This window comes from Thermococcus argininiproducens, assembly GCF_023746595.1.
GTDB lineage: Archaea > Methanobacteriota_B > Thermococci > Thermococcales > Thermococcaceae > Thermococcus_A > Thermococcus_A argininiproducens.
Window position 1 is genome coordinate 1584886 of sequence record NZ_CP080572.1, and the last position, 23579, is coordinate 1608464.

The window sequence follows — 23579 nt, forward strand, 5'->3', positions numbered from 1 at the left end:
AAAGGTGGTGAAGCTGTCAGACTTCAACATCGAGGAAGTCTTTAACGTTGACGATTACATGTATTTTTATTCGGAGAAACTTACTGAAGAGCGAACCAAGAGAGAAGTGGAATTTTTAGTGAAAGTCCTTGAATTGAAGGAGCCAAAGAGAATCCTTGATTTAGCCTGCGGCTTTGGAAGACATGCAATAAAGTTGGCAGAATTAGGGCATGAAGTAGTTGGCGTTGACATAATGGAGGGTTTCCTAGAGATCGCAAGAAAGAAAGCAGAAGAGCAAGGAGTGAGCATTAAGTTCATGAAAGGAGATATGAGAGAAACAAACTTCAAAGAAGAATTTGACATAGTTTTACTTCTCTACACATCATTTGGATATTTCAGTGACGAGGAGAACTTTAAAGTATTGCAAAACGTTTACAAAGCCTTAAAGCCAAATGGGCTCTTCTGCCTTGATGTTCCAAACAGAGATTTTGTAGTTCAGCAACTCTCTCCCTGTTCAGTGCTTGAGAAGGGTGAAGATTTTATGATTGACATGCCGAGCTTTGATGTCTTTACAGGGAGAATGAATGTGAGGAGGATAACCATAAGAAACGGCAGGAGAAGAGAAGTTTCCTATTCAATTAGACTCTACACATTCACGGAAGTAAAAGAGCTCCTCAAAAGAGCTGAGTTTGAAGTTTACAAAGTTTTTGGGCACTGGGATGGGAGAGAGCTTTCGCTAAACGCCCCAAGGATGATAGTGGTTGCACAGAAAGTTTGAACATTACCAAATGTGTAATATACTCAACTGGTAATACCTCTTTAAGGACTAAAAATTGAGGTAGTGCCAAATGAAAGTCCAAGTCCTTGAGTTTGAAGAGAAGTTTACAGAAGGTGTTGAGGAACTTTATAATACATTAGGATGGAAATTCAGCCCAAAACTTATCAATATTTGGAAGAGCCTAAGGAACTATTCAAAAGTCCTAATAGCACTGTCTAATGGGAGAGTCGTTGGAAAAGTAACTCTCGATGTAGCCTTTCCACCTTATGCAGAGATTGTTAATTTAATAGTGCATCCCGAATACCAAGGAAAAGGAATTGGAACAAAGCTCATAGAAGAGTGTATCAAAATATCTGAAAGCAAAGGACACAATATTCAATTTTTAATGACAGAATACGATAATACTCCAGCCCTAAACCTTTATAAAAAGTTTAACTTTTATCCAGCAATACTCTCTAAAAGGAAGCAACTCTGGCTTTTTAGGTTTGGAAAAGGCAGTTTTGTCGAAGACTTTCTCAAGGCTCATCCTCTCTTTGAGTTCAAAGTTTCCAGAAAGACAGTTAACTTTCACGGTGAGAAATTCTATGAGATTTCTTTTGCTGACATAATGAGTAATGCACACTTGAAAATTTACTTTAAAGGCCAGCCAGGACAAGAAGAGACAATGCCGAGAATTGCGGGAATCTCTTTTATGGAAGGAAAAAAGGCTTTTGATTTAGTTGCCTATGAGAATCCATTTGAGCTTGGGGTTTTTAATTATGGGGAAGACTCACGCTTTGAGATTGAGCCTTTAAGTTCAAAAGGTTTAGAAGTTTTCGTTGAGAAACAGATTTTAAAACTATCCAAGAATCAAAACGAAAGAGTGAAGATAGATTTTAAGAAAACTGGAGACTTTGATACTCCCCTTGACTATCTCTCATTCAGAACAATCGTTGCTTCGTTCAAAATAAATGAAAACTTTGTGATTTCAATAGGGGAAGATTGTGGATAGTTAAACATTCTCTTTTCCTCTCTCTTCCAAAAACTTCTTCAGCATCTTCGCTTTTTCAACTCTTCCCAGCTTGAGATAGGCCTGATACTCATATTCTAAATCTAGAACTGGGATTTTCATGCCTTCGACTTTCACAAAGCGTTTGTATTTGTTTATGTCTACCGGTGGCTCCCACTCATCGTTAACTTTCTTTTGAATGTCTCCCATTATCTCGACTTTAATCCCATCAATTATCAGCGCTCCAAAGTGCGAGCGGATTCTTTCACTCTCCCTAAATCTTACAGGTTCAATCACAAACTCAGAAAAAATGCGTTCAATTTCATAAGCCCCCTCCTTATCAGTTTGGATGTCAATGTCATGGGGCTCAACGGGAACACCCTGGAGAGCAAAGCTTGTACTCCCAGTGAGGGCCCAGTTAACGCTACTATCATTTAATCGCTCGTATAATTTGCACAGGACTTTGAGATGAGTTTGGGGAATCATCCCAGCACCCCAAAGGGTTTATATTCTGAATGTCATTAAAAATGTTGGGGATACAAATGGAGCCTCTCATCAGGAAAGCCAAACCCGAAGATAAGCCCTTCATCGAGGAAATTTCAAAACTAACATGGGAAGGTGAAGACTACTTAGCAAGGGTTTTTGAGACATGGTTAAAAGATGGGAACTTCTACGTCCTTGAGCTAGAAGGAAAAGTCATTGGAACGGCAAAGCTTACAATCTTGCCTGACAAAGTCGGCTGGCTTGAAGGTCTTAGAGTACATCCCAACTACCAAAAGCGTGGCTTTGGAAGGTTAATCCAAAACTTTATGCTCACAAAAGGAAGAGAACTGGCAGAGAAAGGTGTTATAAATGCACTGGAGTTTTCAACGTACTTCCTCAACAAAGAGAGCATTGCAATGGCGAAGAAGGACGGGTTTAAGATTGTGGAGCGGTTTTACTACGTTCAGAGAGCGCTTGGAGATGGAGAAAAACCAAAACCTTCAAAAATTGACTCTTTAGAAGAGCTTGATTATAAAGGCTACATCCCTTACGGATGGAAGCTCCTGCACAGGTGTGAGGAAAGCCTGAAGTGGCTGAACAGAAAGGCAGAAATTAGAGAATATAAAGGGCTTAAGTTTCTCTATGTCCCAATGCACGAGAATGAACCCGCGTTCACACCTTTTAAGCTTTCAACTGAGAGCATAAAAACGCTTTTACCCGCGATGAGCTTTGAAGCCAAGAAAATCGGTTATGACAGCGTTGACATGATGCTCCCCGAAGATAGGAGTGATTTGATCGAGCCCCTAAAGGAGCTCGGCTTTAAGAACTGGACTGACTTTAAGGAACCTGATGTTTGGGTGTTCAGGAAGGAGCTTTAATCCACGAACGAAAATATTTATAGCTCTTGCATGAGTACAAACAGCAGGTGAGAGGATGAAATCAAGGCTTTACTACCTCTTCATTTTCACAACAGTGATAAGAATCATAGGCGATGCTATAGAAGGAGTGGCTTTGCCGTGGCATCTCCTCAACGAGACCAGCTCGCTTCTTAGCGTGGCGGGCTACTCTTTAGCTTCCATGCTCCCCTGGGTCATAGCACCACCCTTAATGGGCCGCTTTCTTGATAAGACTGAGAAAAAAGTTAGGCTCGCTTTTCTTGCATTGCTTATTCAGTCTTTCTTTGCTCTAACAATAATAAAGTTCGCTTCAAATATTTGGGCCTTTTATATTTTAATTTCACTGATCTCGGCTCTTGATGTTCTTCATAGATACTTCGGATTTATGCTTATAGCTTCCATGACTCTTGAGGAGTCTGAGCTTCAAAAGCTCAATGCAAAAGTGCAAACCGTTGGAGAGGTAACTTCCCTTCTTATGTTCCCCGTTGTGGGTTATCTTGCTTACCTCTTTGGGATTAAGCTTATGCTTTTGGATGCACTTTTTCTCTTAATTGGGGCTCTGCTTCTCATTCCATATGTCAACGTTCCAGTGAGGCGAGAAGAGACAATTGGAGAGGGAAGTAAATCAACTCAACCTAAAATTTCCCACAGAATCGTTTTTGTAGGGATTGTTTTAGTCCTGGTTTTCAACTTTGCAGTGGCTCCAGCAAGGATTTTCGTTTTTAATGCTCTCAAAAACTTTAACAAAGGGGAATTTGTTTACGGTCTGCTCAACTCAGTTGGGACTCTAGGAAGCCTGGCTGGTGCTGCGGGAATAACCATCTTTGCCTACAAGCATAAAATTGGAATCTCAAAACCCCTTCTCATTGGAATGTTGCTTGAAAGCCTAGCGGTTCTGCTTTTAGGTTTGCCTTCGTTGGTTCTGCTCTTTGTTGGAATGTTGCTCTTGAACCTTGGAAGACAAATTCTAAACATTTCCTTTGACAGTCTGTTTCAGAGGATAATCCCACTTGAAAAGCTCGGCACTTACAAAGGAATTTTTGATTCATTGGCTACCCTTATAATCCCACTATCACAGCTGACTTTTGCATGGCTGATTGAGCATGAGATTGGTGTTTTAGCGCTGGCTGCTGGGGTGTTTGGACTTGGTGTTTTGAGTACAATGGGCTTTTTCATCTTGATATATAGCACCAAAAAGATGGGTTTCACAAAAGAGAAAGCGTGAGCAGAACATTAAAATAGTGGTTCAAGTGAAAACCTTTTCCATCCACTCAGCTTTACCGATTTTCTTAAATCCTTTTTCCTCTAAAATCTTCCAATCGTTCATCCAGACCTAGAGAAATAATCTTTTTCCGATTTTTCTGGCAAGGCACTCAGCAACTTTCACAATTCTTCTGTTGAGGCTCTTCCCATAGACAACGGTATTTACACAGCTTCCTTCATCAGCAAGAAGTATTGTATCCACCTCTACATCCTTCTCGCACCCAAAGAACATGAATGTGAGCTTTCCCATTGAATGGCAAAAGTTCAATCTCCCCTTTATCCTCGTAAAGAAATATGTCCTCACCAGAGTTCCTGATGGCTTTTAGGTAAACTTCAAAGTTTTCCCATGGAGGTTCTCCAGCCTGTATTTTTTCAAACTATTCTCATCTTCAATTCTTGCTCTCCTTATCATCAAAAAAGCTTAAATCCAACACCTTAAAAATATTTTTAGCAAGAAGAAACGAATTAAAAGCAAATAAAGCATGTTAAGATTACTCCTCCAGAAACTTCTGCACCTTTTCAACCTTCTCTTCTATGCTGTTGATTTTCCTTTCAATCTCCTCAAGCCTTGAATTCAGCGACGAGATTTCACTTGAAAGCTTCAGCTCTTCCCGGTCATAGAGGGAATAGCCCACGGAAAATGATGCCCCAATAGCCATAAGGTACAGTAACAGTGCAATTCCCAGGTTTAGATAACTGGTTCCGCCCTTCAGGATTATCACCGCAGATATCACAGTGGCAGCCAACCAGCTTGCTAAAATAACAACATCTTTGGTTCTCATTCCACCACCTCCTTCAAGATATCAGGTGAGAGATGGAGGTCGAAAGGTACAAGCTCATAAAATCTCAGAGCTTTTCCCCTTTCCTCATCAAGCACAACCTTGCTCTTGACGATTCCTGCCGCTTTGAGCTTTTTGAGGTGAACTTTTGCAAGAGCTCTATTTATCTCAAGAGCATTAGCTATCTCATTTAAGTACATGGCCCTATTTTCTCTGGCAAGGAGGCTAACTATCCTCAGTCGCAAGGGGTGTCCTAGTGCGTCAAGTTTCTTGGCAAGTCTTTCAATATCTTGAGCCACTGTTATCACTTAATAACATGTAATCAAATTATTACTTAAATTTTTTGGTGACTGAACAAGTGGGAGTCTCCACCCCTTAAAATCCCAAGGCCCTAACTATCACTTAGTGGCCCATGACATATTTATTCTAGCAATATGTAAACTAAAAGAACACTAAATTGTCAATTCTGATTATTTTTGAGCACTAATTAGTTCTACTTTGACCATGCTACTATCAATTGGTGAGGACAATGTTTGATTGTGAGTGTTGGAAGTTTTGGAAAAAAGTGAGTCGAGATGATCCGAGGATAGTAAAAGCATGGGCAATTAAAGACGCGATAGATTTTAGAACTAGGATTATTTAAAGGCTTTTTTAATTTTTTATACTCCTATTTCTCTAGATAAGAACCTTCTCTGAACCTTTTCACTCCTCAGCTCTCTAAGTGTTTCCGTGGCAATGTATCTTGCACTTTTTGTTCCCAATTTTTTAATTTCCTCAGCCAGTCCAATGGCTTTTTTGTTCAAATACAAGTTCCTCTTTCCAATTTGTCTCAACACCCAGCTTACAGCTTTCTTGACATAGTTTCTCTCGTCCTTAGCACCCTCGAAGATGTAGGGGAAGAACTTCTCAAACTTTTCATCACTTGCCTTTTTGTCGCTAATAGCTAATTTTGCCATTAAAGCAAAGCCTGCCCTCCGCACAAACTCCTCTTCTCTTTGACTCCACTCAATGGCCTTTTTATATGCAAATTTCGTTCTCCAAAAAAGGTTCATAACACATTGGTCACACAAGTCCCAGTTGTCAAAGTCCTTGACCCAGTACTCCATTAAGTCTTCATCAACTTTCTCGGGCTCAGCAATCATGCTCGCCAAAATTCGCGCTTCGTGGATGTTGGATTCCCACAGCTTCAAGGCAAGCTCATGGTCTGTGCCAATTTTCCTTGCCAGCTCTCTCAGCTTTGGCTTAGGGACCCCTAAAATTTTGGAGGAAGAGGTTATGCCAAATCTCTTCATGCCTTCAACATTTCTTTTATCTCCTAAAGATGCCAAAATATCCAGGATATCCTCTATCATTATCATACCCCGTCGTAGAGTCCTGCCAAAAGTATTTAAATTTCACGATAAATCTCAAGAAGGTGCTTCCAATGCGCTGGAGTGAAATCCCCCGCGATGCTAAAGCCTACATGCTATACCATACAATCATAGCTCCACAGCTCATAGTTTGGACACTTTTACCTCTCTACATGATGTACTCCGGTTACTCGGTTCTTGAGGTTGGAGCCTTCTTTACAATCGTTAATATCATCGCTATTCCGCTCACCTATCTCCTTGGCAGGGCCTTCAACCACTGGGACATAAAGAAGGGACTCATCGTCATAGATGCTCTAGATGGCATAGCTTACCTTCTGTATGGTTTCTCAAAAGGAGTTATAGCACCGTTCATGCTCTTTGCTGGCAGAACGTTTGAAAAGCTCTCCACGGTTCTTTACCCCCTTTATCGGGCCTACGAGCAGATAATCTATCCTCAAGATAAGTACGAGGAGATATTCGCGTGGCACTTGCGCCTACCTGAAATAAGCAGGCTTATAACATTTCCAATCCTAGGATACATCTTCGGTTATGTCTGGAATACTGCTGATCATTATAGGCTTGCCTTTCTTTTCTTCGGCCTGCTCTCAATTCCCACAATAGCCTACATCTGGCTCTTTCTTCCTTCGGTTAGAAAAGAGGAAAGAATAACTCCCGAAGAGTTCACGTTCAAAGTAAGTGAGTTTAAGCTTCTGTTAATCTTTGAAACACTACTAACCCTAGCATGGGCACTTGCTCCAGAGATAGTTTTAATTAACTACGTTGTCTTTGTGCTACATAAGACCATCTTCGAGGTAACACTAATAGCCCTCGCAACAAGTTTAGCCTCGATCATCGCCACCTATGTTAGTGAGAGGATTCCAAAAGAGAAGGGATTTCAAGTCATTGGTTTTGGGATGTTCCTTAGTGCAGTTTATGCCCTCGTCATGACGCTCTCGCCACCCTTCTGGTTAGCATTGTTGGTTTATGCCATTGGGGACTTTGGAGATATTCTTTGGTTCCCCTTTTATCGCTCCTGGATGTTCAAACTCATTCCCAAGGAAAGGGCCAGTGAGTTCCATGCGGCGATAACGAGCTATCGCAGACTGATTGGGCTTTTTACACCTTTTATTGCTGGAGCACTAGCATCTTTACACGCGACCTTACCCTACACAGCAAGTCTTGTGCTTTTCATAGTAACTGGCTTGATATTCATCAGGCTCAGCAGGCCCAAGGCTTAATCATCAATACATACGCTATGAAAAACCAGGTGATAATAACAGGAACCAAGTCAAAAAGTTGTTTTTCATAATGCCTCCGCTGGAGAAGAAAGCTAAGGCCTGTGGAAAGTGCAAGAGTATAAAGGATCATAAGTTCGCTACCACCTGAAAGTTCGGTGCAAATACTTGGAGGTAGAACAATAAGCCCAAAGAGAAGATGTGACTTTGCATGTTCTCTCGGAATCTCATAACGTTCGACCAAAAAGTAGCCGATCATGAGAGGAAGAATCAAAATTGCCAACGCAAATATCCATGTGGGTGTTATACAATAAAACTCAACACAGGGATCTTTACCAATTTTCTTTGTCGTCATGTAGAGATCTACTATTTTCCAGTTGCCAATACCAAGGTAAGCCTCTACAATGAATATAAAAAGGGAATAGGGTATCATGAGAAGTTTCTTTTTATTCAAGATGACCCCCTCAACACCAGATGTTGCCTCTAATGGGATTACATTTTTCTTTTGAAAGTCTCGCCGTTCACGGCGGGGAGGAGGTTAGCTCAAAACTCAGGGATCCTAATAGGGGCTTGAAGTTCTTTTTCATTCTTTTCTAAATCTGTAGCCAGCATTCTTATTCTCTCAACACCCTTTATCTCTTTAATATACTTCACAACACTCTTTGGTACTAGTTCCTCCCATGGCTCCCCTTCTATCATTCTTCTCCTTATTTCAGTGGCTGAAAGAATGTCTTTTCTAAATATTGGTTGAACCACAACTTTGTATCCTCTTTCTCTAAACAGCTGTGCCACGAGAGAATTCCCCGTAAAGACAACATCAAATTTTGGCACCATAGCCTCAACATATGGAGCCCAGATTGAATTAAAGTTTATATCCGGTAAAGCAACAAGAAAGTACTTTCCTCTTGGGATGTTCTTTTCGTCCAGAGCCCTTATGAGCATTTCCATTCTTTCACTTGCTGTAAATGGATTCTTCAAAGTGTGGCTTACTTGGGCACTTCCGATACCAATTATAACCTCTTCTACTTGTCCAAAGACATATTCCAACGCTTTGAGATGGCCATTATGGACGGGTTGAAATCTACCAACAAAAAGACCCCTCATTTTTATCCCTCCTTATATACCAGCTCTACTTCCACTTCATCCCCCACCCTCAATTCCAGCAATTCAGCAGCCGAACCTTGATTTACAGCTATCTCCAGATAGTCATGACTTCCAGGAAGGGCCAAAAGTTCTCCTGGTTTGACCTTTCCATACGTTTCAAGATAAAGGATTTCCTTTCCTAAGATTTTTATATATTCTGGCTTTCCATAATCCTCAAGGTTGAGGATAATATTTCCAAAATCATCTATATAAATTACTTTCAAGATCCAAAAATTATCCTTTTTCTTTGGTTCTATGTCAAGTTTAACTATTCTTTCAAGGTCAATTTCCTTCCCAAGCCTCGAGGGCTCATATCCCAGATCAAGCAATGCTCCAGCTGGGCCAAAGACATCCCTTCCATGAAAAGTTGAGCTTATAGGCCTCCCAATAATTCCCTCTATCTTTTTGAGATTTATCTCATATGCTGCTTTTGGTTTTATCCACTTAAGAGGAAGAGTAGCAAGCCCATTATCTGGAAGGACTAAAAATTGATCCCCTTCCACTATTATGGCCCTCCTTTCTGTCCCAACACCCGGATCAATAACTCCTATGTGGATTGTGTTTGGTGGGAAATACTTTACAACCTGTTCCATCACAAAAGATCCCTCAAGAATACTATGTCTGGTTATTGAATGAGTGATATCAATTATCCTTGCTTCGGGATTTATCGTTAAAATTGCCCCCTTCATTTCCCCAACATACGGACCTTTAATGCCAAAGTCTGTGGTTAGAGTTATCATTCTGACCACCTAAAGATTATTAAGGTTCATCCTTAAAAGAACTTTGGGGAGAAACATGAGTTATCTAAAGCTTATCCCACTTATCATCATCTTTTTGGTAATCTTTTCCGGGTGTTTGGTTAAAGAACCAGCTAAAGTTGACATAACAGTAGACAAAAGTGTTGTGAAAGAGGGGGATGTTTTTCATTTAATTGTAAGGATTAACAATACAGGAAAGGTTGCGATAACTGGAGTAAACCTATACCTGAGCAATCCTGGGTTTAAAATCCTTCAAGCTCCAAAGTTTAATACTCCCTTAAAGGTTGGAGAAAGTAGAGAGTTCATTTGGATAATAAAAGCTCCCGAAAATCCAAGTAGATATATTCTTAAAGCATCCGTTGAAGTAATCGACGAACTGCAAAGAACATGGGGTGGATTTTACAAAGAATTTATCATGAACATAGTTGAAAAAGAGAGTGAGATACCACTATTAGGAATCTTAAATACTGCGATAGTTTCTCCCACAGAAGTTGAAGGAGGTAAAGAGTTTCAGCTTGAAATACTATTTGAAAACCTCGGAAATGCCCCAGTGACAATCAAAGAAATAACCTTTGACCTTTTAGAAGGGATGGAAATCGTGAAAAGTTCTGATATCCCTGAGAATATACCACCCGGAGAACAACTTAAAGTAATATACATGCTCAAAACCCCCTACATGCCTAAAACAGGGTATATAACCATTTCTATAACGTATAATGAGGGTAATCAGGAAAAAAGAGAATTCAAAAATAGATTCTTAAAAATAGTTTGGACACCTTGGAAGTATGATAAAGAGACGCTTAAACGTGCATACGGAGAAGAATATTACTGGATTGAACTCCAATATCTTGTTGATGGCTATTGGAAAGAGAAGTTTAATTCCTCCTCAGTTGTAGAGATGGAGATTTTAAGAAACATCGCTTTACCCACTGTAGAAGGAGCTAAGTCAGAAATAGAGGCTGCTCAAAAAGTATACAACTTAATAACAGCCAAATATTCCTTAGGAAACCAGACTACCTCACTAAACCCTAGTGTTATTCTTTCCAAGAAAGAAATAAGCCATGAAGAAGCCACAGTACTATTTACAGGAATCTTAAGAGCCCTTAACATTCCCGCTAGGGTTGTTTCACTGTATAATGGAAGTGATTGTACAGAGAATCCAATATCTGAGTTTTACTCAGGAGGAAAATGGCATGTTATTGACTTTAAAAGAGGATTCTTCGGAAGCAGAGAAGAGTATCTAGCAACTCCTTACTTCCCAAAAATCTATCAGATGCTAACTCAAGGACCTTATAACCTAGTGGCTCACGCCCCCGAAGAAATGAAAGGTCATGAGCATATAGACCTAACTCCAGAATATCTTGCTAATATTGAGAATGATTTAAGGGAAATAGTAAATAATAAACTCTCGCCATTATTAAGACCAAGACTCCCAATGGTACTTGTTGATATGAACAAAAACGAGCGTATATTCACACTTTTCCTCTTTGCCTCAGCCCCTGAAAAAGAATTAAATCTTATCTTTCAAAAAACCACCCCTAAGAATCTTGCTAAAAACATAGACGCACTTTATAAGTTTTATAAAGATAAACCATGGCCAGAAGACTTTAAAGAATATTGGGACATCCTAAAGGAGGTGTACAAATGATAGCAATTCTTAGACTTGGACACAGACCAGAACGAGACAAAAGAATGACAACTCACGTAGCCCTAACTGCAAGAGCTTTCGGAGCAGATAAGGTAATAATAGCTGCGGAGAAAGATGAACATGTTTACGAAAGTGTTGTGGATGTTACAAAAAGATGGGGAGGCCCATTTGAAATTGAGTTTGATCCACAGTGGAGACGACTTCTACGAGAATGGAAAGGAAAAATAGTCCACCTGACTATGTATGGAATCCATATAGATGATGCACTCCCAAGAATAAAGGAAGATTTGAAGAAAGGAGAAAACGTATTAATCGTAGTAGGAGCTGAGAAAGTTCCTAGAGAGGTTTATGAAATAGCCCATTATAACGTTGCCGTTGGGAATCAACCACACAGCGAAGTTGCAGCATTAGCAGTATTTTTAGACAGATTACTTGAAGGAAAAGGTCTAAGAAAGAATTTCGAAGATGCTAAAGTCAAGATAATCCCTCAAGAGAGAGGAAAAAGAGTAATCTCTCTGGGAGGAGATGAACAATGTTAAATAAATACCGGTCTAGCATTAAAGACTACTTAGAAATTATCGTAAAGCCATTGGTAAAACTCGGACTCACTCCAAACCAACTTACATTTATTGGACTCGCTATTTCCCTTTTAGGTGCTTACTTTTTTGCTCAAGGTTTCCAAAGAAACGCTGCTATTATACTACTACTTGGATCTCTTATAGACGCTTTAGATGGAACATTAGCAAGATTGACAGGAAAAACCTCTCGTTTTGGCGCATTTCTAGATTCAACATTTGATAGGCTAAGCGATGCTGCAGTTTTATTTGGAATTGGTTATGGGAACTTGGTCGAATGGGAGGTTATAGTTATTGCATTAATTGGATCTTACTTAGTAAGCTACGAGAGATGTAGAGCAGAATTAGCTGGAAGTGGTAGCCTTGCTGTTGGAATAGCAGAGCGGGCTGAGAGACTGCTTATACTAATCATCACGGCCTTATTCAATAGAGTAGATATAGGAGTGTACACAGTGGCGATTTTAGCCTGGATAACTGTCTTTCAACGGCTGTGGGAGGCCAAGAAAAGGTTAAGCTAAAGAGAAAACGGGATGATGAAAATTTCGCTAGCGGATTTGTGAAGATCCCTGCCGTTACTGACCCTTTTTTTCTTTTTTCAAGCCTTGTTCTTTAGGGCAGGAGAGGTCAGCGTTTAACTCTTCAATTATTACCAATACCTCCCTTAAATCACTGATTACAAACTCACATTCCCTCCATGCCTCTTTTCTTTCTCCTTTTTTATCAAGGAGAATACTCAGCATCTCAACTTGTCTAGCACCAACACAATCCTTTAATGGATTGTCCCCTACATATATGGCTTCTTCACCTCTAATCCCAGCCTTTTTCAATGCAACTTCAAATATCCTGGGATGAGGCTTATAGAATCCAGCTTCCTCACTTGTAGTTATGCCATCAAATAAATGAATGATCCCAAGGGATTCAAGCTGTGCTTTTAGATAATCGTTATCAGAATCTGTGATAATACCAATATAATATCCCTCTCTCTTTAGCGTTTCAAGAGTTTCAACAACTTCATCATAAAGTTTTCCATACTTTTGGTGCATCCTTAAATGGATCTCCCAAAAATCAGGAGAAAATTCCAACCCATGTTTTTCTAGCAACGCTCTCAAAATTTCTTCTTCTATCATTCTGAGAGGTTTGTATGGCATCCCAGCATATTCTTTGAACTTCTCCCTTGTGCGTTCCTCATATTCCTCCCAAAACTTTAGAACATCTATATTTTCTGCTTTACTTTTATTAAGGACTTCCTTTATTATGTTTTGGTGAGTTATGTCTTCGTATTCTTTGCTGAGCAAAGTCCCAACGAAATCAAAAAATACTGCTCGTATCATGTTTATCACCGGTATAAGTTAGTTCTTTAGTTTAAAAATTCTCTAGTACAGAAGATACCAAGGCTCTGTCCCATCTATCAATAGATGTTGAAAAAATGACAGAATATCATCAACTTAATTATCAAATTCAGACATCTAAACAAAGAATACTAAAAAATATTTTTATAGAATCAAAAACCACTGAAAATATGACTTCATTGTGGAGGGATAGACATCAAGGCAATACTTCTCATCTGGAATGTAAAAGCTGCCGTTTTGGAAAAATTACCATTTGAGGGAAGTTTAACCTATGGAGAATATGACTTCATAGTACCTCTAGAATTTCATAGCATAGCAGAGCTTGAGGAATTCAAGAAAAGTCTTTCTGAATTAATTGGAAATAAAAATTTTAAGGTATATGTTGTTAAATGTTTCAAGATTCAATCAAAATAAGACAGGTCATAATTTTGAACTCATAAAACCTCTCTTTTTAAGCTCCTCATAAGCCTTTCGTAGAACCTCTCGGATTCTATATCTTTTATCAAGCCCACCAAGCTTATAGGCTGCTTTTCTGAGACTTCCCGAATGAAGAAACAATTTTAACAATGCAATTTCTTCAAATGTTAGGTTATCAAGGTATCTTAGCGCGTTTTCTGCTATCTCTATTGGGTTGTTCCCCTCATAAGGATAGTCTGCAGAAAGAATAGGTGTCTCCAAGACCTTAACAAGTTCAAATTCTACAACAGTTACTTCTGTCTCAGGCGTTATATTTTTATAATGGGTCTCAAGGGCACGTATAAGCTCTTCCCGAGTTTTAAATCCATCAATCTTAGCATCTTCATCCGTCAACTCACAAACTTTTTTTCTTTCAACTCGTTTTATTCTAGCCTTTCCAATGACATATCCTCCAGAATGAATAAGGACTTCATCTCCTGGAGCCAAGTTAATTTTCCGCCCTATTCTTATTGTGCTCCTCTTTTTCCTATTGAGAATAAGATCTTTATATTTACCATCAAATTTTAAATTTCTCACTTTACTCCCTCCTCGGAGCAAGGAGACGGAATTTTATCGCAATCACTCCATAACGATTTTCTTTCCATTTTGGGTACATATTGTGGAGTCTTTTTAGAGCTTGTTCAAAGCTTGGTTTATCAGGAAAAATTTTTTCCAAAGGTTCTTCTCTCAAAACTTGCCTAAAAGTTTCATATTTCTTAACAGAAACTACCTCCGCAGGAACTTCATTATTAAAAAGTATCTTATCTCTGGGCTTGATATTTTTAAGTTGAGGATAGGCCACCCTAACCTCTATCTTCTTTGCTCCGTTTTTTATCACTTCTAGATATTCATCTCTTACATAAAGTTTGTAAACTTTCATGGCACCTCGAATTTGATAGGAGAGAGCATTTAAAAAGGTTGCACAGAAAATGAAAAGCTTTAAATCATTTGATACCTAAATATATTAGGTGGAAAAGAAATGTTAAGAAAAGCCCAGAGCGCGCTTGAGTATCTCTTCATACTGGCTGCAGTTCTTATACTTGTTATGGTCACAATAAGAGTTATCTTCAGTAGCGTCCGCGCCATAAATTCCTCAGTTAGCGAATATGTTGACACTATCAAAGACAAAATTCTCGAAACATTGTGAGGTGATTTAATGGAGCTTCTTTTAGTAGCTCTGGGGGTTATTATGGGAATTCTCACTTCTTATACAGACGCCAAAACTGGATTTATCGATGACAAACATGTTTTTCCAATTGCAGGATTTGGAATCCTTTACTATCTATATCAAGGGTTTTTAGTAGAACATGATACATTTTATGCACTCTCTGGCATAATAGGCCTGGGAAGTGGCTTTTTATTGGGTTATCTCCTATACCTTATGGGTGGATGGGCAAGCGGAGATGTTGTGATCTTAATGGGATATTCCGCTCTTTTTCCGTATGCATCACGATATGCAAAAATTGTCCCTCCTTACTCTATGGCTTATCCTCTCCATGCAGTGACTCTCTTGTTGAATAGTATTTTAGTCATATTCCCGTTCATCCTTGTGTATTCGCTAGCAATGCTTGTAAAGAACAAAAAGACTTCTCAACTGAAAAAAATCTTTGTTGAGAAATGGTCTAGGTCATTTGAGTTCGCTCTTTGGGTTTCGGGAGCATTTGTTATACTTAGACTAACTCAAAATTTCGCAATCCTCAAAGACTCGATTTTTAGCCTTTTGATATGGGGAGCAACGATATTAGTACTGGCAAAACTTGAAAAAATTGGCGATCTTATCGGAGCTGGCCTTTTAATCTATGAGATAGTGTTTAATACTCCAGAAGTTATTTATACCTACTTAAGGATCGCCTTAATGTTCTATTTATTTAAGATATTCTTCTCTCTTATAAGTACTCTTCGAATCGAAGTATTAACAAAGAAAGTTACTGTAGATGAACTCAAGGAATGGGACATTCTTGGAGAGTGGATATATGAAAAAAACGGAGAAATTCACAGGGATAGAGAAAGTTCCCTTGATAAAATCTTCAGGGCTTTAAAAACCATGAACATGAAGGCACTGAAAATAGAATATAACAAATTAATTGCTTCTCCTACTGCTGAGGGACTCACCAAGGAAAATATCGAAACTCTAAGGAGACTTGTAGAAGAAGGAAAACTTGAAAACGAGTTTTTAATCAGAAAAGCAATGCCCTTTGCACCTGCTCTCTTTCTGGGATTCCTAATTTCAATATTCTATGGAGATCTGTTTTGGTTGTTATTGCTGAAAACCAATGGTCTGTGAGGATTAAAATTTTTAAGTCATGTCTAAGTACTGTTATTCAAGATAATTAATCCATTTGCAAAGGGATGATGAGCTTTTGCTTTGCTGACAATGATGAACACGCCCTTCTCTGACCTATCTCCTGTCTTTTAGGATCTTCTCAATAATATCTTTCACTTCATAAAGATCTTTTGCCAAATAGTCCCCTTCAACACCTTCATGTGGATTTATAGCTATACTGACGTCAGCAACTTTAAACATAGCTATGTCGTTGTGTCCGTCTCCAACAGCTATTGTAAGATCAGGTTTAAGTTTTTCTCTGAGTTCAAGCAGAATATCACCTTTATTTCTAAAATCTACCCAAGGAAGCACATCTCCCGTAACTTTCCCCTCATCATCAAAGACAAGTTCATTAGCATAAACAAAGTCTGCTTTAAGTTCTCTCCCAATTCTCTCTGCCAGACATTTAAGGCCCCCACTGATTATAGCTATTTTGAACCCATTTTCCTTCAAAAACTTAAACAACTCTTCAACTCCATCAAAATACTCCACAGAATTGGCCCATTCCATAATTTCTTCCCTTGTTCGACCTTTCCACAGGGAAGCATCTAACTTTGCCCATGTGGCATAGTCAAATTCTCCCTTAAAAAACCGCTCTGCATATTCTGCACCCTTATCCCATGTGCCAAACCTCTTATGAAGCTCAACCCAACTGGATTTCGATTTCACTAATGTCCCTTCAAGATCGAATGCTATCAAATACATCCTATCCCCTCCATCCATACTCACCCACTAATGGAACAAATGCAACTCCACCATGGTTTTTTACCTTTACTTTATTATCTTCATTTATCTTTATGACTTCAAGGAGCTCCTGCCACAAATGATACCCCCCAACCGGAATCAAAAGCTTCCCTCCAACTTTAAGTTGTTCTATCAGTGGTTCGGGGACTTTAGGAGCCCCCGCAGTTACTATGATCCTATCATATGGTGCTTTTGGTGGAAATCCCTTAGTGCCATCTCCCAGTATCACGTGAACTTTATTTCTATATCCTGCCTGCTCGAGGTTCCTATTCGCAAACTCCACAAGTTCAGGAATTCTTTCGATAGTATAGACTTCCTTTTTAACAAGCTCATAAATCAAGGCAGCATTCCATCCACTCCCAGCCCCAACTTCAAGAGCATTCATCCCCTCATCAAGCTCTGCTAGCTCTAACATTATAGCCACCATATGGGGAGCACTAATAGTTTGGCCAGCAGGTATTGGAAGGGGTTCATCCACATGGGCATACTCCTTATAACGGTCAGATACGAATTTATACCTTGGAACCCGAAGAAATGCTCTCTTAACCCTTGTATCTTTAATAATTCTCCCTCTTTCAAGATTTTCAACAAGTTTCATCCATCTTCTGTAAAGGTCATCCTCATGCATAACACTCACTAAAGAAAAATTTGCAGAAAAGAATTTTAAGTTTGTGGAAATCACTCTCTTCCATACCCTTTATAGATCTTCAAGCTTCTGCTTGCTTTACCCCTTATTGGCCGTCCCATTATTCTAACAATTTCATCTGCCTTTGCCTTCCCATATCTAAGCATTTTGCCTTCAATCTTTATCTTCTCTATCCTAAAAGTCTGTCCACCAACTTCAAGCACTTCTCCTACTGCAAATTCATCTTCCCTATTAACCTTAACTTTAAATGACTGTGTAATGCCTTTAGGGAAGTATATCGAGACTCCAATAACCTTAGGATAGGTCAAACTCTCCCCCCATAGTACCTTTACTTCTTTTATTTCTGCTTTTTCAACTCTCTTGTTATCCTCAAGCTCAATACCTGTTATTCTAATCTCGTCATCATCAAGCTCTACTATATCCCCAATTCTTATTTCTTCATCAGCCGGCAGTTCCGCAGTTCTCTTAAAGCTTCTTTCATGTTTGCTCACTATTACAGGTACTTTAATTGTCTTACTTAGCGTTATTTGCCATACATAAGAACACTCAAGACATCTAAGGGTTAATTCCCTCCCTCGCTCTTTAATTACTTCAACTTCCTCACTTCCACATTCAGGACAAATAAAATACTCTTCCATTTTTCCACCTCGTTCCTTAAGGGTGTAACTCACTTTATAAAGGTTCACATTTCTTTTAGTTTAACAAGATAAGTTCTCCCTTCCTTAATTCTTTCTATCAGTCCTTTTTTCTCCATATCTTTTAACAAAAGACTGACTTTTGCCTTTGAGAAGCCCAGTCTCTTAACAAGCTCACTCTGATACATCGGGCCCTCTCTGAGAATCCCAATCACCTTTTCTTCATCTGATCTTAGATCAACTGTACTCTTTTCCTTTCCTTTGTAGAGAATTCCTGCGAGAAAACCTCCAACAAACGCTATTAAGACAGGAACCACAAAGTAGAGCAGTGGAAATTCATTACTTACCTCCCCGGAAAAGCCAGTGATAAAATAAAATTCCTCCCCTGGTCGAACTTCCTGTTTTTTCCACTCTAATACTAATGCATTCCCACTGCTTTCAACTTTGTCAGGAGATGGGACAATAGGAGAAAGAATTGCATACCCCTTAGGAATATACAACCTCGCATAAAAGTATCCTACGGGTTGATTGAATTTCACATAATATGAAAACTGTTTTTTACCATTGATCGTCTGAAGCATTCCTTCTGAATAAAAGCTTATTCGTATTTTTAACTGATCGCCAGGGGAAACTTCTGGGAACTCAATATAAATTGCATTTATCTCTCCTACAATTTTGGACACACTAACATTTGCTATTTGAGTTTTTCCATTTATCTCAATTATAGCCTCAGGATTTTCAATTGAATACTCTGAATAAAATGTATATCTAGAAAGAGGAGCGTTTGGAGAGATGATGACTTCTATTGTCTCCTTAACCTTTAATTCATCCACTATATCAAAATAAAGAAGATAACTATTTATTGTGTATTCATACTCAGATTGTGAAGTCACAAATTTCGAAAATAGGAAGATGAACAAAATTAATATTAAAGCTGACTTCCTTCTTGTGGGTTTTTTATTTTTAATAATGGGCATACCTCCATACACTCCCGACAGTGAATACATCTTTCCCAGTCGACTTCTATCTTTCTTGTATATGTATTTATGCTTAAAGCATTTTCTGGACATTTTCCAACACATACACCACAGCCAACACATTCATAAGCCCTCTTTATTAGGTAGTACGCTTGTAGAGCCTCATTTTCATTCTTTACCTTAACCTCCCTCTCTGTAAAAACCATTTCATCAACTCTTATGCAGCCTTTTTCTTCAGTCACTTCTCCAAGTATTGGCGCAACTTCCCTTATCCTACCAAGGAGAATCTTAGTGTTAATTTTAAGGATAACTGTCTCATTCTCTCGTTCTATACTATATCTTATTGGTTCCCAGCTCCTTTTTTCCGGGATCTTAACCCCAAGTTCTCTTGCAACAGCTTTTTGCCCCTTAGTAAGTTCTTTCCATCTCCAGAATCCATGTGTTATCCACTCTTCTGGCATTCCAAACCGTTCTTTCCATTTTTTCAATTCTTTTTCCCACTTTTCCCAGAGTTCCCGTTTTTCTTCTTTTAAAGTCTGAAATTCGGCCAGAGATGAACTTGGGCACATGAAGCAACCAATTCTATCCAGCCTGTTTTCATACAGTGGATTGTATTCTAAGTTACGTGAGAATATGTAAAGCCAGACCTCAAGAGCATTCCAGTGAAATATAGGGGATGCTCCAATTTCATTTGGTACCCACGGATTTCTCCAGACTCTAGGTTGTTTATAACGTTGCATACTCTCATATTTCCTCTGCCCTACAAACATCAGTACTCCATTAGGGTAATATCTCTTTATTGTAAGGGTTATTGGACCTAGTTTTGTAACCTTACAACACCACCGATAATCCCTTCCAGGGGGCGAAAAAACACTCATAGCAGACCAAAAAGCATCCTTTGCATCTGCAACGATAAACTTTATTTTCTTTCCTTCTAACTTTCTCTTTATCTTTTCTATATACTCAATAGTTTCGGGGAATTCTATCCCAGTATTATTGAAGAAAATAGCGAAGTCTTCACCAAATTCTTCAAGCATGAGACCCAGGACTGCCAAGCTGTCCTTACCGCCACTAAAAGCGACTGCTATTGGCCTATTTATATTCCTAACAGTCCTTCGCATAAATCGCCTAGCCTCATTGACCTTGTTTTCCAAGGCAGATTTGTTGGCCACTATCACATTTTCCATTTCTGCCGTTTTGCCTTCTCTATAGTTAACGATCTTTTGATGCCTTGTTTTTATTCCCGTACCCCTCTCTTCCTTATCGATCAGCTTTTCATAGGGTTTCTTTGCAATTCCTGTTGCGATTACCTCTCCATCCTCACTAACTACAATCACATCATCTCCAATCTTAATACTGCTCTCTGCTTCAATAACCCCCACTGGAAGAACATTTGCACCTTTTTTTATTGGATTCTTCGCACCCTTATCCACAATAACCCATTTTTTCATTTTCTTTCCAAAATGTTTCCAGAGAGCCATTGCTCCTTCAACTTTAAGTCCAGGTTTCCACTTAAGCTCCAATGGATCAAATCGAAGCCATCCAAAGATATATCCATCAAAAATTATCTCATACACATCATCTTCTCCCGGAGTTTTGTTAAGAAGAAGTATTTTTCCATCAATTATGTCACTTATATCCACACCATAGTGTTGCTTAAACTCTCGTTTAATGAACTCTATATCTTTTTTAAAAGCAAATCTAACGTCTGCCGGTGGTGTAAGATCTAACCTAAACCCTCTACCATGAATGTCACACTTCTCACTTATTAATGGGACATTACACTCTTCACACCAATGAATGTGAGCCTTACCCAAGAAGACTGGACCTTTTCTCATTCTTAACCCTCCCTTGGAAAAAGAAGGAGCATGGTTTATAACTTCTATGGTTTTAATATATGCAGGATTCCAGAACATGCGTATAGATGTTTTACCCAAAAATCCTTCTCTTGATTTACTAAAAATTGACCAAAAACTTTATAAGAGCATCACAATCTCTAACTTATCGAGGGCCGGTAGCTCAGCCTGGTTAGAGCGCCGGGCTTTTAACCCGGCGGTCGCGGGTTCGAATCCCGTCCGGCCCGCCACTTCATAACTTTTCTAGAAATCGAAAGAGCTTAAAGTCTTGAAGACTAATTACTCTTGGGGTGGTGATATGACAGATGTTTTTGAATTAGCTAAAAAGTATCATAGTGAATTAGGAATAAAAGAACCAAGTTTTGCCACGATGGCAGCTGAGCTTTTTGGAGAGCTAGGCCTCAGTGTAATGAACCATTTGCGAGAAGAGGGGTATACACTAAAAGGAACCCGATTTTTAGACTATGAAAAGAGCCTCGTGCTAGAAATAGTAAAAGAAAATAAAAACTACGAGATTCTTCTAAGGAAACTTTAATAGTTAACCTCGTATTCAAAGATTATCTCCTTCTTTTCTCCTGGATTAACTGTTATTTTGAACTCTACGTAGTTGGCTGTTTCACTTACTGGACTTACAGAGCTTTCAAGTATTTTTCCACGCCACTTGTAATGTCTCACAATTACCTCTTTACTCTCTTCTCCAAAGTTTTCCACTGTAACTCTGATCTTATAATATCCATAACGCTCTCCATGTCTTTCTTCTAGAACCTCTGTTTTACCTTTTAAGTCGATGTCTCTACCGAGTTTAAGTCTCAAAATATCGCCTTTTGGTGTGTGGTCTATCATCTGCTCCCCAATCAGAACGTTTTTGTCTTCCAGTTCTTTATATATTTCTACAATACCTCTAGGAAGGACTTCTTTAGTTTTTAGAGATACGATTTCGTAGATGTCTTGATTACCACCATAAGGATAGCTCTCATAAAGATATTCCTTGGTATACTCGCTTTCCTGGTAAATATAAGGAATCATCTTTTTCTCAAAAGCCCCTATATCAACTGTACCTAGTTTGTAAAGATAGAAAGCTTCTATTTTTGTCTGCTGGATTGGCTCTTGAGGTACTTCCTTTCCTATTGCTGCCTCTGCTACGTAGTACCTCTCAACAATCACCTGTGGAGGCTGATAAAACTGGACCTCTCCAGATACCAAAAGCACTTCGGTGTTTTCAAAACTTTTGTTTGTAGGATTGTCAATTAGAATATACCCATAGAGAACTGCCTTATCGCTTAGGTAAAGCTTATACCTTGAATTCCAACCAATTTCCCCCACTCTGTAAATGAGCTTGAAGAAGTATTTTCCTTCCTCTTCAGCGTTTATTATTGCATAGACGTTTGATTTGCTCTCTTCTCCGAGGGAGGCCATTTTCATATATGCCACTTCATCTGGTTCTACTAAATAGTATGCATTTCCTTGAATCGCTAGTTTACCATCTTTATATCCCAAAAATTTTCCACTTATTGTTTCTCCACTTTTAAGCTTTATTGTTATCTCTTTTCCAATGTTGGCCTCAATCAGGTCTTTTCCTTTCAGTTCCTTACTTATAATCCCAAGAACTTTCACTTTCTCATCAAGAGGCTTTAAAGTAACCTCCTCAACGTTAAGTCCTTCCAAAACATCTAATGGGACTTCGTTTATCCCTTCCTTAAGTTCTACTTGAAGTGTTTTTTCTACAACCCCAATTCTTGCAGAATCATAAAGAGCAATGCTTGTCTGATCTTCCTCTGCACGTGTTTGGTGGAAAATCACCATGGCCAAAATGATAAAACTCAACAGAATTCCTCCAATAACTTTTCGTTTCATGTTCTTTCACCAGTTATATATAAGAGTCCCTTCTATTTATACCAATCGACAGCTTCAACCTGATTTGAAATGGAAAGACTTTTAATATTGTCAACATAACTGAAACTGTCATCATTATAATCGAGGTGGTAGATATGGATAGAGTTGCAAAAGCTAGAGAAATAATCGAAAAGGCAAAGGCTGAGAATAGAGCACTAGTGGAACCAGAGGCAAAGGAGATTCTCCAACTATATGGTGTTCCTGTTCCCGACTTTAAAGTCGCTACAAATGAAGAAGAGGCCGTGCAATTTGCAAGGGAAATTGGCTATCCTGTTGTTATGAAAATTGTCTCTCCTCAGATCATCCACAAGAGTGATGCTGGTGGTGTTAAAGTTAACATAAAGAATGATGATGAAGCCAGAGAGGCTTTCAGAACCATCATGGAAAATGCCAAGAACTACAAACCAGATGCAGACCTCTGGGGAGTAATTGTTTATAAGATGCTCCCACTTGGAAAAGAAGTCATTGTTGGTATGATACGAGATCCACAATTTGGCCCCGCAATAATGTTTGGTCTTGGTGGAATCTTTGTCGAGATCCTCAAAGATGTCAGCTTTAGAGTTGCACCAATAAGTAAGGATGAAGCCCTTGAAATGATAAAAGAAATCAAAGCATACCCAATACTTGCTGGAGCAAGAGGTGAAAAACCAGTCAACATTGAAGGTCTTGCTGAAATTATTACAAAGGTTGGAGAACTTGCTCTCGAGCTTCCCGAGATCAAAGAGTTGGATATCAACCCAATATTTGCCTACGAGGACAGTGCAGTTGCAGTTGACGCAAGAATGCTTCTTTGATTTTCTCTTCTTTTAATAATTTAAATGAGAGA

General features: G+C 38.9%; 29 protein-coding genes and 1 tRNA gene. 13 read left to right on the forward strand and 17 right to left on the reverse strand.

Features of this window, described 5'->3' with window-relative positions; all coding sequences use genetic code 11:
* Positions 1-4 precede the first annotated feature (4 nt).
* Both K1720_RS08515 and K1720_RS08520 read left to right on the forward strand, forming a co-directional pair.
* Positions 5-757 carry a class I SAM-dependent methyltransferase gene (locus K1720_RS08515; RefSeq protein ID WP_251948578.1) on the forward strand — a complete coding sequence of 251 codons (753 nt, stop codon included), beginning with the start codon at positions 5-7 and terminating at the stop codon, positions 755-757.
* A 70-nt stretch (positions 758-827) separates the two neighbouring features.
* A complete protein-coding gene (locus tag K1720_RS08520) occupies positions 828-1748 on the forward strand; it encodes a GNAT family N-acetyltransferase (RefSeq protein ID WP_251948581.1) in 921 nt (306 codons plus the stop codon).
* Here K1720_RS08520 and K1720_RS08525 read toward each other — a convergent pair whose 3' ends face one another.
* Positions 1749-2231, reverse strand: coding sequence for a nucleotidyltransferase domain-containing protein (locus K1720_RS08525; protein WP_251948584.1), 483 nt, complete (start codon positions 2229-2231; stop codon positions 1749-1751). It lies immediately after the preceding gene.
* 56 nt (positions 2232-2287) lie between these two features.
* Here K1720_RS08525 and K1720_RS08530 point away from each other — a divergent pair, with 56 nt between their 5' ends.
* Together K1720_RS08530 and K1720_RS08535 are read left to right on the forward strand one after the other, a co-directional pair.
* Positions 2288-3106, forward strand: a complete 819-nt coding sequence (locus K1720_RS08530) for a GNAT family N-acetyltransferase (RefSeq protein ID WP_251948587.1) — start codon at positions 2288-2290, stop codon at positions 3104-3106.
* A 55-nt stretch (positions 3107-3161) separates the two neighbouring features.
* Complete coding sequence (locus K1720_RS08535) at positions 3162-4349, forward strand: MFS transporter (protein WP_251948590.1); 1188 nt, start codon at positions 3162-3164, stop codon at positions 4347-4349.
* Positions 4350-4457: 108 nt separating this feature from the next.
* Here K1720_RS08535 and K1720_RS08540 read toward each other — a convergent pair whose 3' ends face one another.
* The 4 genes from K1720_RS08540 to K1720_RS08555 all read right to left on the reverse strand — a co-directional run bounded on the left by K1720_RS08540 (position 4458) and on the right by K1720_RS08555 (position 6524).
* On the reverse strand, positions 4458-4691 hold the full coding sequence (locus K1720_RS08540; protein WP_251948592.1) for a hypothetical protein: 234 nt from the start codon (positions 4689-4691) through the stop codon (positions 4458-4460).
* Positions 4692-4878: 187 nt separating this feature from the next.
* On the reverse strand, positions 4879-5169 hold the full coding sequence (locus K1720_RS08545; protein ID WP_251948595.1) for a hypothetical protein: 291 nt from the start codon (positions 5167-5169) through the stop codon (positions 4879-4881).
* Positions 5166-5474: an ArsR/SmtB family transcription factor gene (locus tag K1720_RS08550; RefSeq protein WP_251948598.1), complete on the reverse strand. Its 309-nt coding sequence runs from the start codon at positions 5472-5474 to the stop codon at positions 5166-5168. Before K1720_RS08550 ends, K1720_RS08545 begins: the two co-directional genes overlap by 4 nt.
* A gap of 351 nt (positions 5475-5825) precedes the next feature.
* On the reverse strand, positions 5826-6524 hold the full coding sequence (locus tag K1720_RS08555; RefSeq protein WP_251948601.1) for a DNA alkylation repair protein: 699 nt from the start codon (positions 6522-6524) through the stop codon (positions 5826-5828).
* A 65-nt stretch (positions 6525-6589) separates the two neighbouring features.
* Here K1720_RS08555 and K1720_RS08560 point away from each other — a divergent pair, with 65 nt between their 5' ends.
* Positions 6590-7753 (forward strand): MFS transporter, encoded by a 1164-nt coding sequence (locus tag K1720_RS08560; protein ID WP_251948604.1) that lies wholly within the window; start codon positions 6590-6592, stop codon positions 7751-7753.
* On the opposite strand, the gene K1720_RS08565 is transcribed toward K1720_RS08560, so the two are convergent.
* The 3 genes from K1720_RS08565 to K1720_RS08575 all read right to left on the reverse strand — a co-directional run bounded on the left by K1720_RS08565 (position 7734) and on the right by K1720_RS08575 (position 9633).
* A complete protein-coding gene (locus tag K1720_RS08565; protein WP_251948606.1) occupies positions 7734-8204 on the reverse strand; it encodes a hypothetical protein in 471 nt (156 codons plus the stop codon). The genes K1720_RS08560 and K1720_RS08565 overlap by 20 nt on opposite strands.
* An 89-nt stretch (positions 8205-8293) precedes the next feature.
* The gene (locus K1720_RS08570) at positions 8294-8860 is read right to left on the reverse strand and encodes a nicotinamide-nucleotide adenylyltransferase (RefSeq protein WP_251950659.1); all 567 of its coding nucleotides are present in this window, start codon (positions 8858-8860) and stop codon (positions 8294-8296) included.
* Positions 8857-9633 (reverse strand): (R)-S-adenosyl-L-methionine hydrolase, encoded by a 777-nt coding sequence (locus tag K1720_RS08575; protein WP_251948609.1) that lies wholly within the window; start codon positions 9631-9633, stop codon positions 8857-8859. The genes K1720_RS08570 and K1720_RS08575 overlap by 4 nt, the downstream gene beginning before the upstream one ends.
* Positions 9634-9688: 55 nt before the next feature.
* On the opposite strand from K1720_RS08575, the gene K1720_RS08580 reads away from it, so the two are divergent.
* The 3 genes from K1720_RS08580 to pgsA are packed head-to-tail and all read left to right on the forward strand — an operon-like array spanning position 9689 to position 12392.
* A complete protein-coding gene (locus tag K1720_RS08580; protein WP_251948611.1) occupies positions 9689-11299 on the forward strand; it encodes a COG1470 family protein in 1611 nt (536 codons plus the stop codon).
* A complete protein-coding gene (locus K1720_RS08585; RefSeq protein ID WP_251948614.1) occupies positions 11296-11838 on the forward strand; it encodes a tRNA (cytidine(56)-2'-O)-methyltransferase in 543 nt (180 codons plus the stop codon). The genes K1720_RS08580 and K1720_RS08585 overlap by 4 nt, the downstream gene beginning before the upstream one ends.
* Complete coding sequence (gene pgsA / locus K1720_RS08590; protein ID WP_251948615.1) at positions 11832-12392, forward strand: archaetidylinositol phosphate synthase; 561 nt, start codon at positions 11832-11834, stop codon at positions 12390-12392. Before K1720_RS08585 ends, pgsA begins: the two co-directional genes overlap by 7 nt.
* A gap of 54 nt (positions 12393-12446) precedes the next feature.
* On the opposite strand, the gene K1720_RS08595 is transcribed toward pgsA, so the two are convergent.
* The 3 genes from K1720_RS08595 to K1720_RS08605 all read right to left on the reverse strand — a co-directional run bounded on the left by K1720_RS08595 (position 12447) and on the right by K1720_RS08605 (position 14559).
* The gene (locus K1720_RS08595; RefSeq protein ID WP_251948618.1) at positions 12447-13205 is read right to left on the reverse strand and encodes a TIGR02253 family HAD-type hydrolase; all 759 of its coding nucleotides are present in this window, start codon (positions 13203-13205) and stop codon (positions 12447-12449) included.
* A gap of 438 nt (positions 13206-13643) precedes the next feature.
* Positions 13644-14216 (reverse strand): ASCH domain-containing protein, encoded by a 573-nt coding sequence (locus tag K1720_RS08600; RefSeq protein ID WP_251948621.1) that lies wholly within the window; start codon positions 14214-14216, stop codon positions 13644-13646.
* A gap of 1 nt (position 14217) precedes the next feature.
* Positions 14218-14559: an ASCH domain-containing protein gene (locus tag K1720_RS08605; protein WP_251948625.1), complete on the reverse strand. Its 342-nt coding sequence runs from the start codon at positions 14557-14559 to the stop codon at positions 14218-14220.
* Between the two features lie 99 nt (positions 14560-14658).
* On the opposite strand from K1720_RS08605, the gene K1720_RS08610 reads away from it, so the two are divergent.
* Together K1720_RS08610 and K1720_RS08615 are read left to right on the forward strand one after the other, a co-directional pair.
* Entirely contained in the window at positions 14659-14826 is a 168-nt protein-coding gene (locus K1720_RS08610; protein ID WP_167889155.1) for a class III signal peptide-containing protein, read from the forward strand.
* A gap of 9 nt (positions 14827-14835) precedes the next feature.
* Positions 14836-15963, forward strand: coding sequence for an A24 family peptidase C-terminal domain-containing protein (locus K1720_RS08615; RefSeq protein WP_251948629.1), 1128 nt, complete (start codon positions 14836-14838; stop codon positions 15961-15963).
* 114 nt (positions 15964-16077) lie between these two features.
* Here the strand turns inward: K1720_RS08615 and K1720_RS08620 are convergent, their stop codons facing one another.
* Genes K1720_RS08620 through K1720_RS08640 form a run of 5 tightly spaced genes read right to left on the reverse strand, consistent with a single transcriptional unit; the run spans position 16078 to position 20842 of the window.
* Positions 16078-16707 carry an HAD-IB family phosphatase gene (locus tag K1720_RS08620; RefSeq protein WP_251948632.1) on the reverse strand — a complete coding sequence of 210 codons (630 nt, stop codon included), beginning with the start codon at positions 16705-16707 and terminating at the stop codon, positions 16078-16080.
* Position 16708: 1 nt separating this feature from the next.
* Positions 16709-17374, reverse strand: coding sequence for a protein-L-isoaspartate(D-aspartate) O-methyltransferase (locus tag K1720_RS08625; protein ID WP_251950661.1), 666 nt, complete (start codon positions 17372-17374; stop codon positions 16709-16711).
* Between the two features lie 50 nt (positions 17375-17424).
* Positions 17425-18030 carry an HVO_0476 family zinc finger protein gene (locus K1720_RS08630; RefSeq protein WP_251948634.1) on the reverse strand — a complete coding sequence of 202 codons (606 nt, stop codon included), beginning with the start codon at positions 18028-18030 and terminating at the stop codon, positions 17425-17427.
* Positions 18031-18074: 44 nt separating this feature from the next.
* Positions 18075-19004: a helix-turn-helix transcriptional regulator gene (locus K1720_RS08635; RefSeq protein ID WP_251948636.1), complete on the reverse strand. Its 930-nt coding sequence runs from the start codon at positions 19002-19004 to the stop codon at positions 18075-18077.
* Positions 18956-20842 (reverse strand): phosphoadenosine phosphosulfate reductase domain-containing protein, encoded by a 1887-nt coding sequence (locus K1720_RS08640; RefSeq protein WP_251948638.1) that lies wholly within the window; start codon positions 20840-20842, stop codon positions 18956-18958. The genes K1720_RS08635 and K1720_RS08640 overlap by 49 nt, the downstream gene beginning before the upstream one ends.
* A gap of 170 nt (positions 20843-21012) precedes the next feature.
* Here K1720_RS08640 and K1720_RS08645 point away from each other — a divergent pair.
* Both K1720_RS08645 and K1720_RS08650 read left to right on the forward strand, forming a co-directional pair.
* Positions 21013-21090, forward strand: a tRNA-Lys gene (locus K1720_RS08645).
* 68 nt (positions 21091-21158) lie between these two features.
* A complete protein-coding gene (locus K1720_RS08650; RefSeq protein ID WP_251948640.1) occupies positions 21159-21395 on the forward strand; it encodes a hypothetical protein in 237 nt (78 codons plus the stop codon).
* Here the strand turns inward: K1720_RS08650 and K1720_RS08655 are convergent.
* Entirely contained in the window at positions 21392-22714 is a 1323-nt protein-coding gene (locus K1720_RS08655) for a DUF4139 domain-containing protein (protein ID WP_251948650.1), read from the reverse strand. The two genes, K1720_RS08650 and K1720_RS08655, sit on opposite strands and share 4 nt — an antisense overlap.
* A 134-nt stretch (positions 22715-22848) precedes the next feature.
* Between K1720_RS08655 and K1720_RS08660 the strand changes: the two genes are divergently transcribed.
* Positions 22849-23547, forward strand: a complete 699-nt coding sequence (locus K1720_RS08660; protein ID WP_055281819.1) for an acetate--CoA ligase family protein — start codon at positions 22849-22851, stop codon at positions 23545-23547.
* Positions 23548-23579 lie beyond the last annotated feature (32 nt).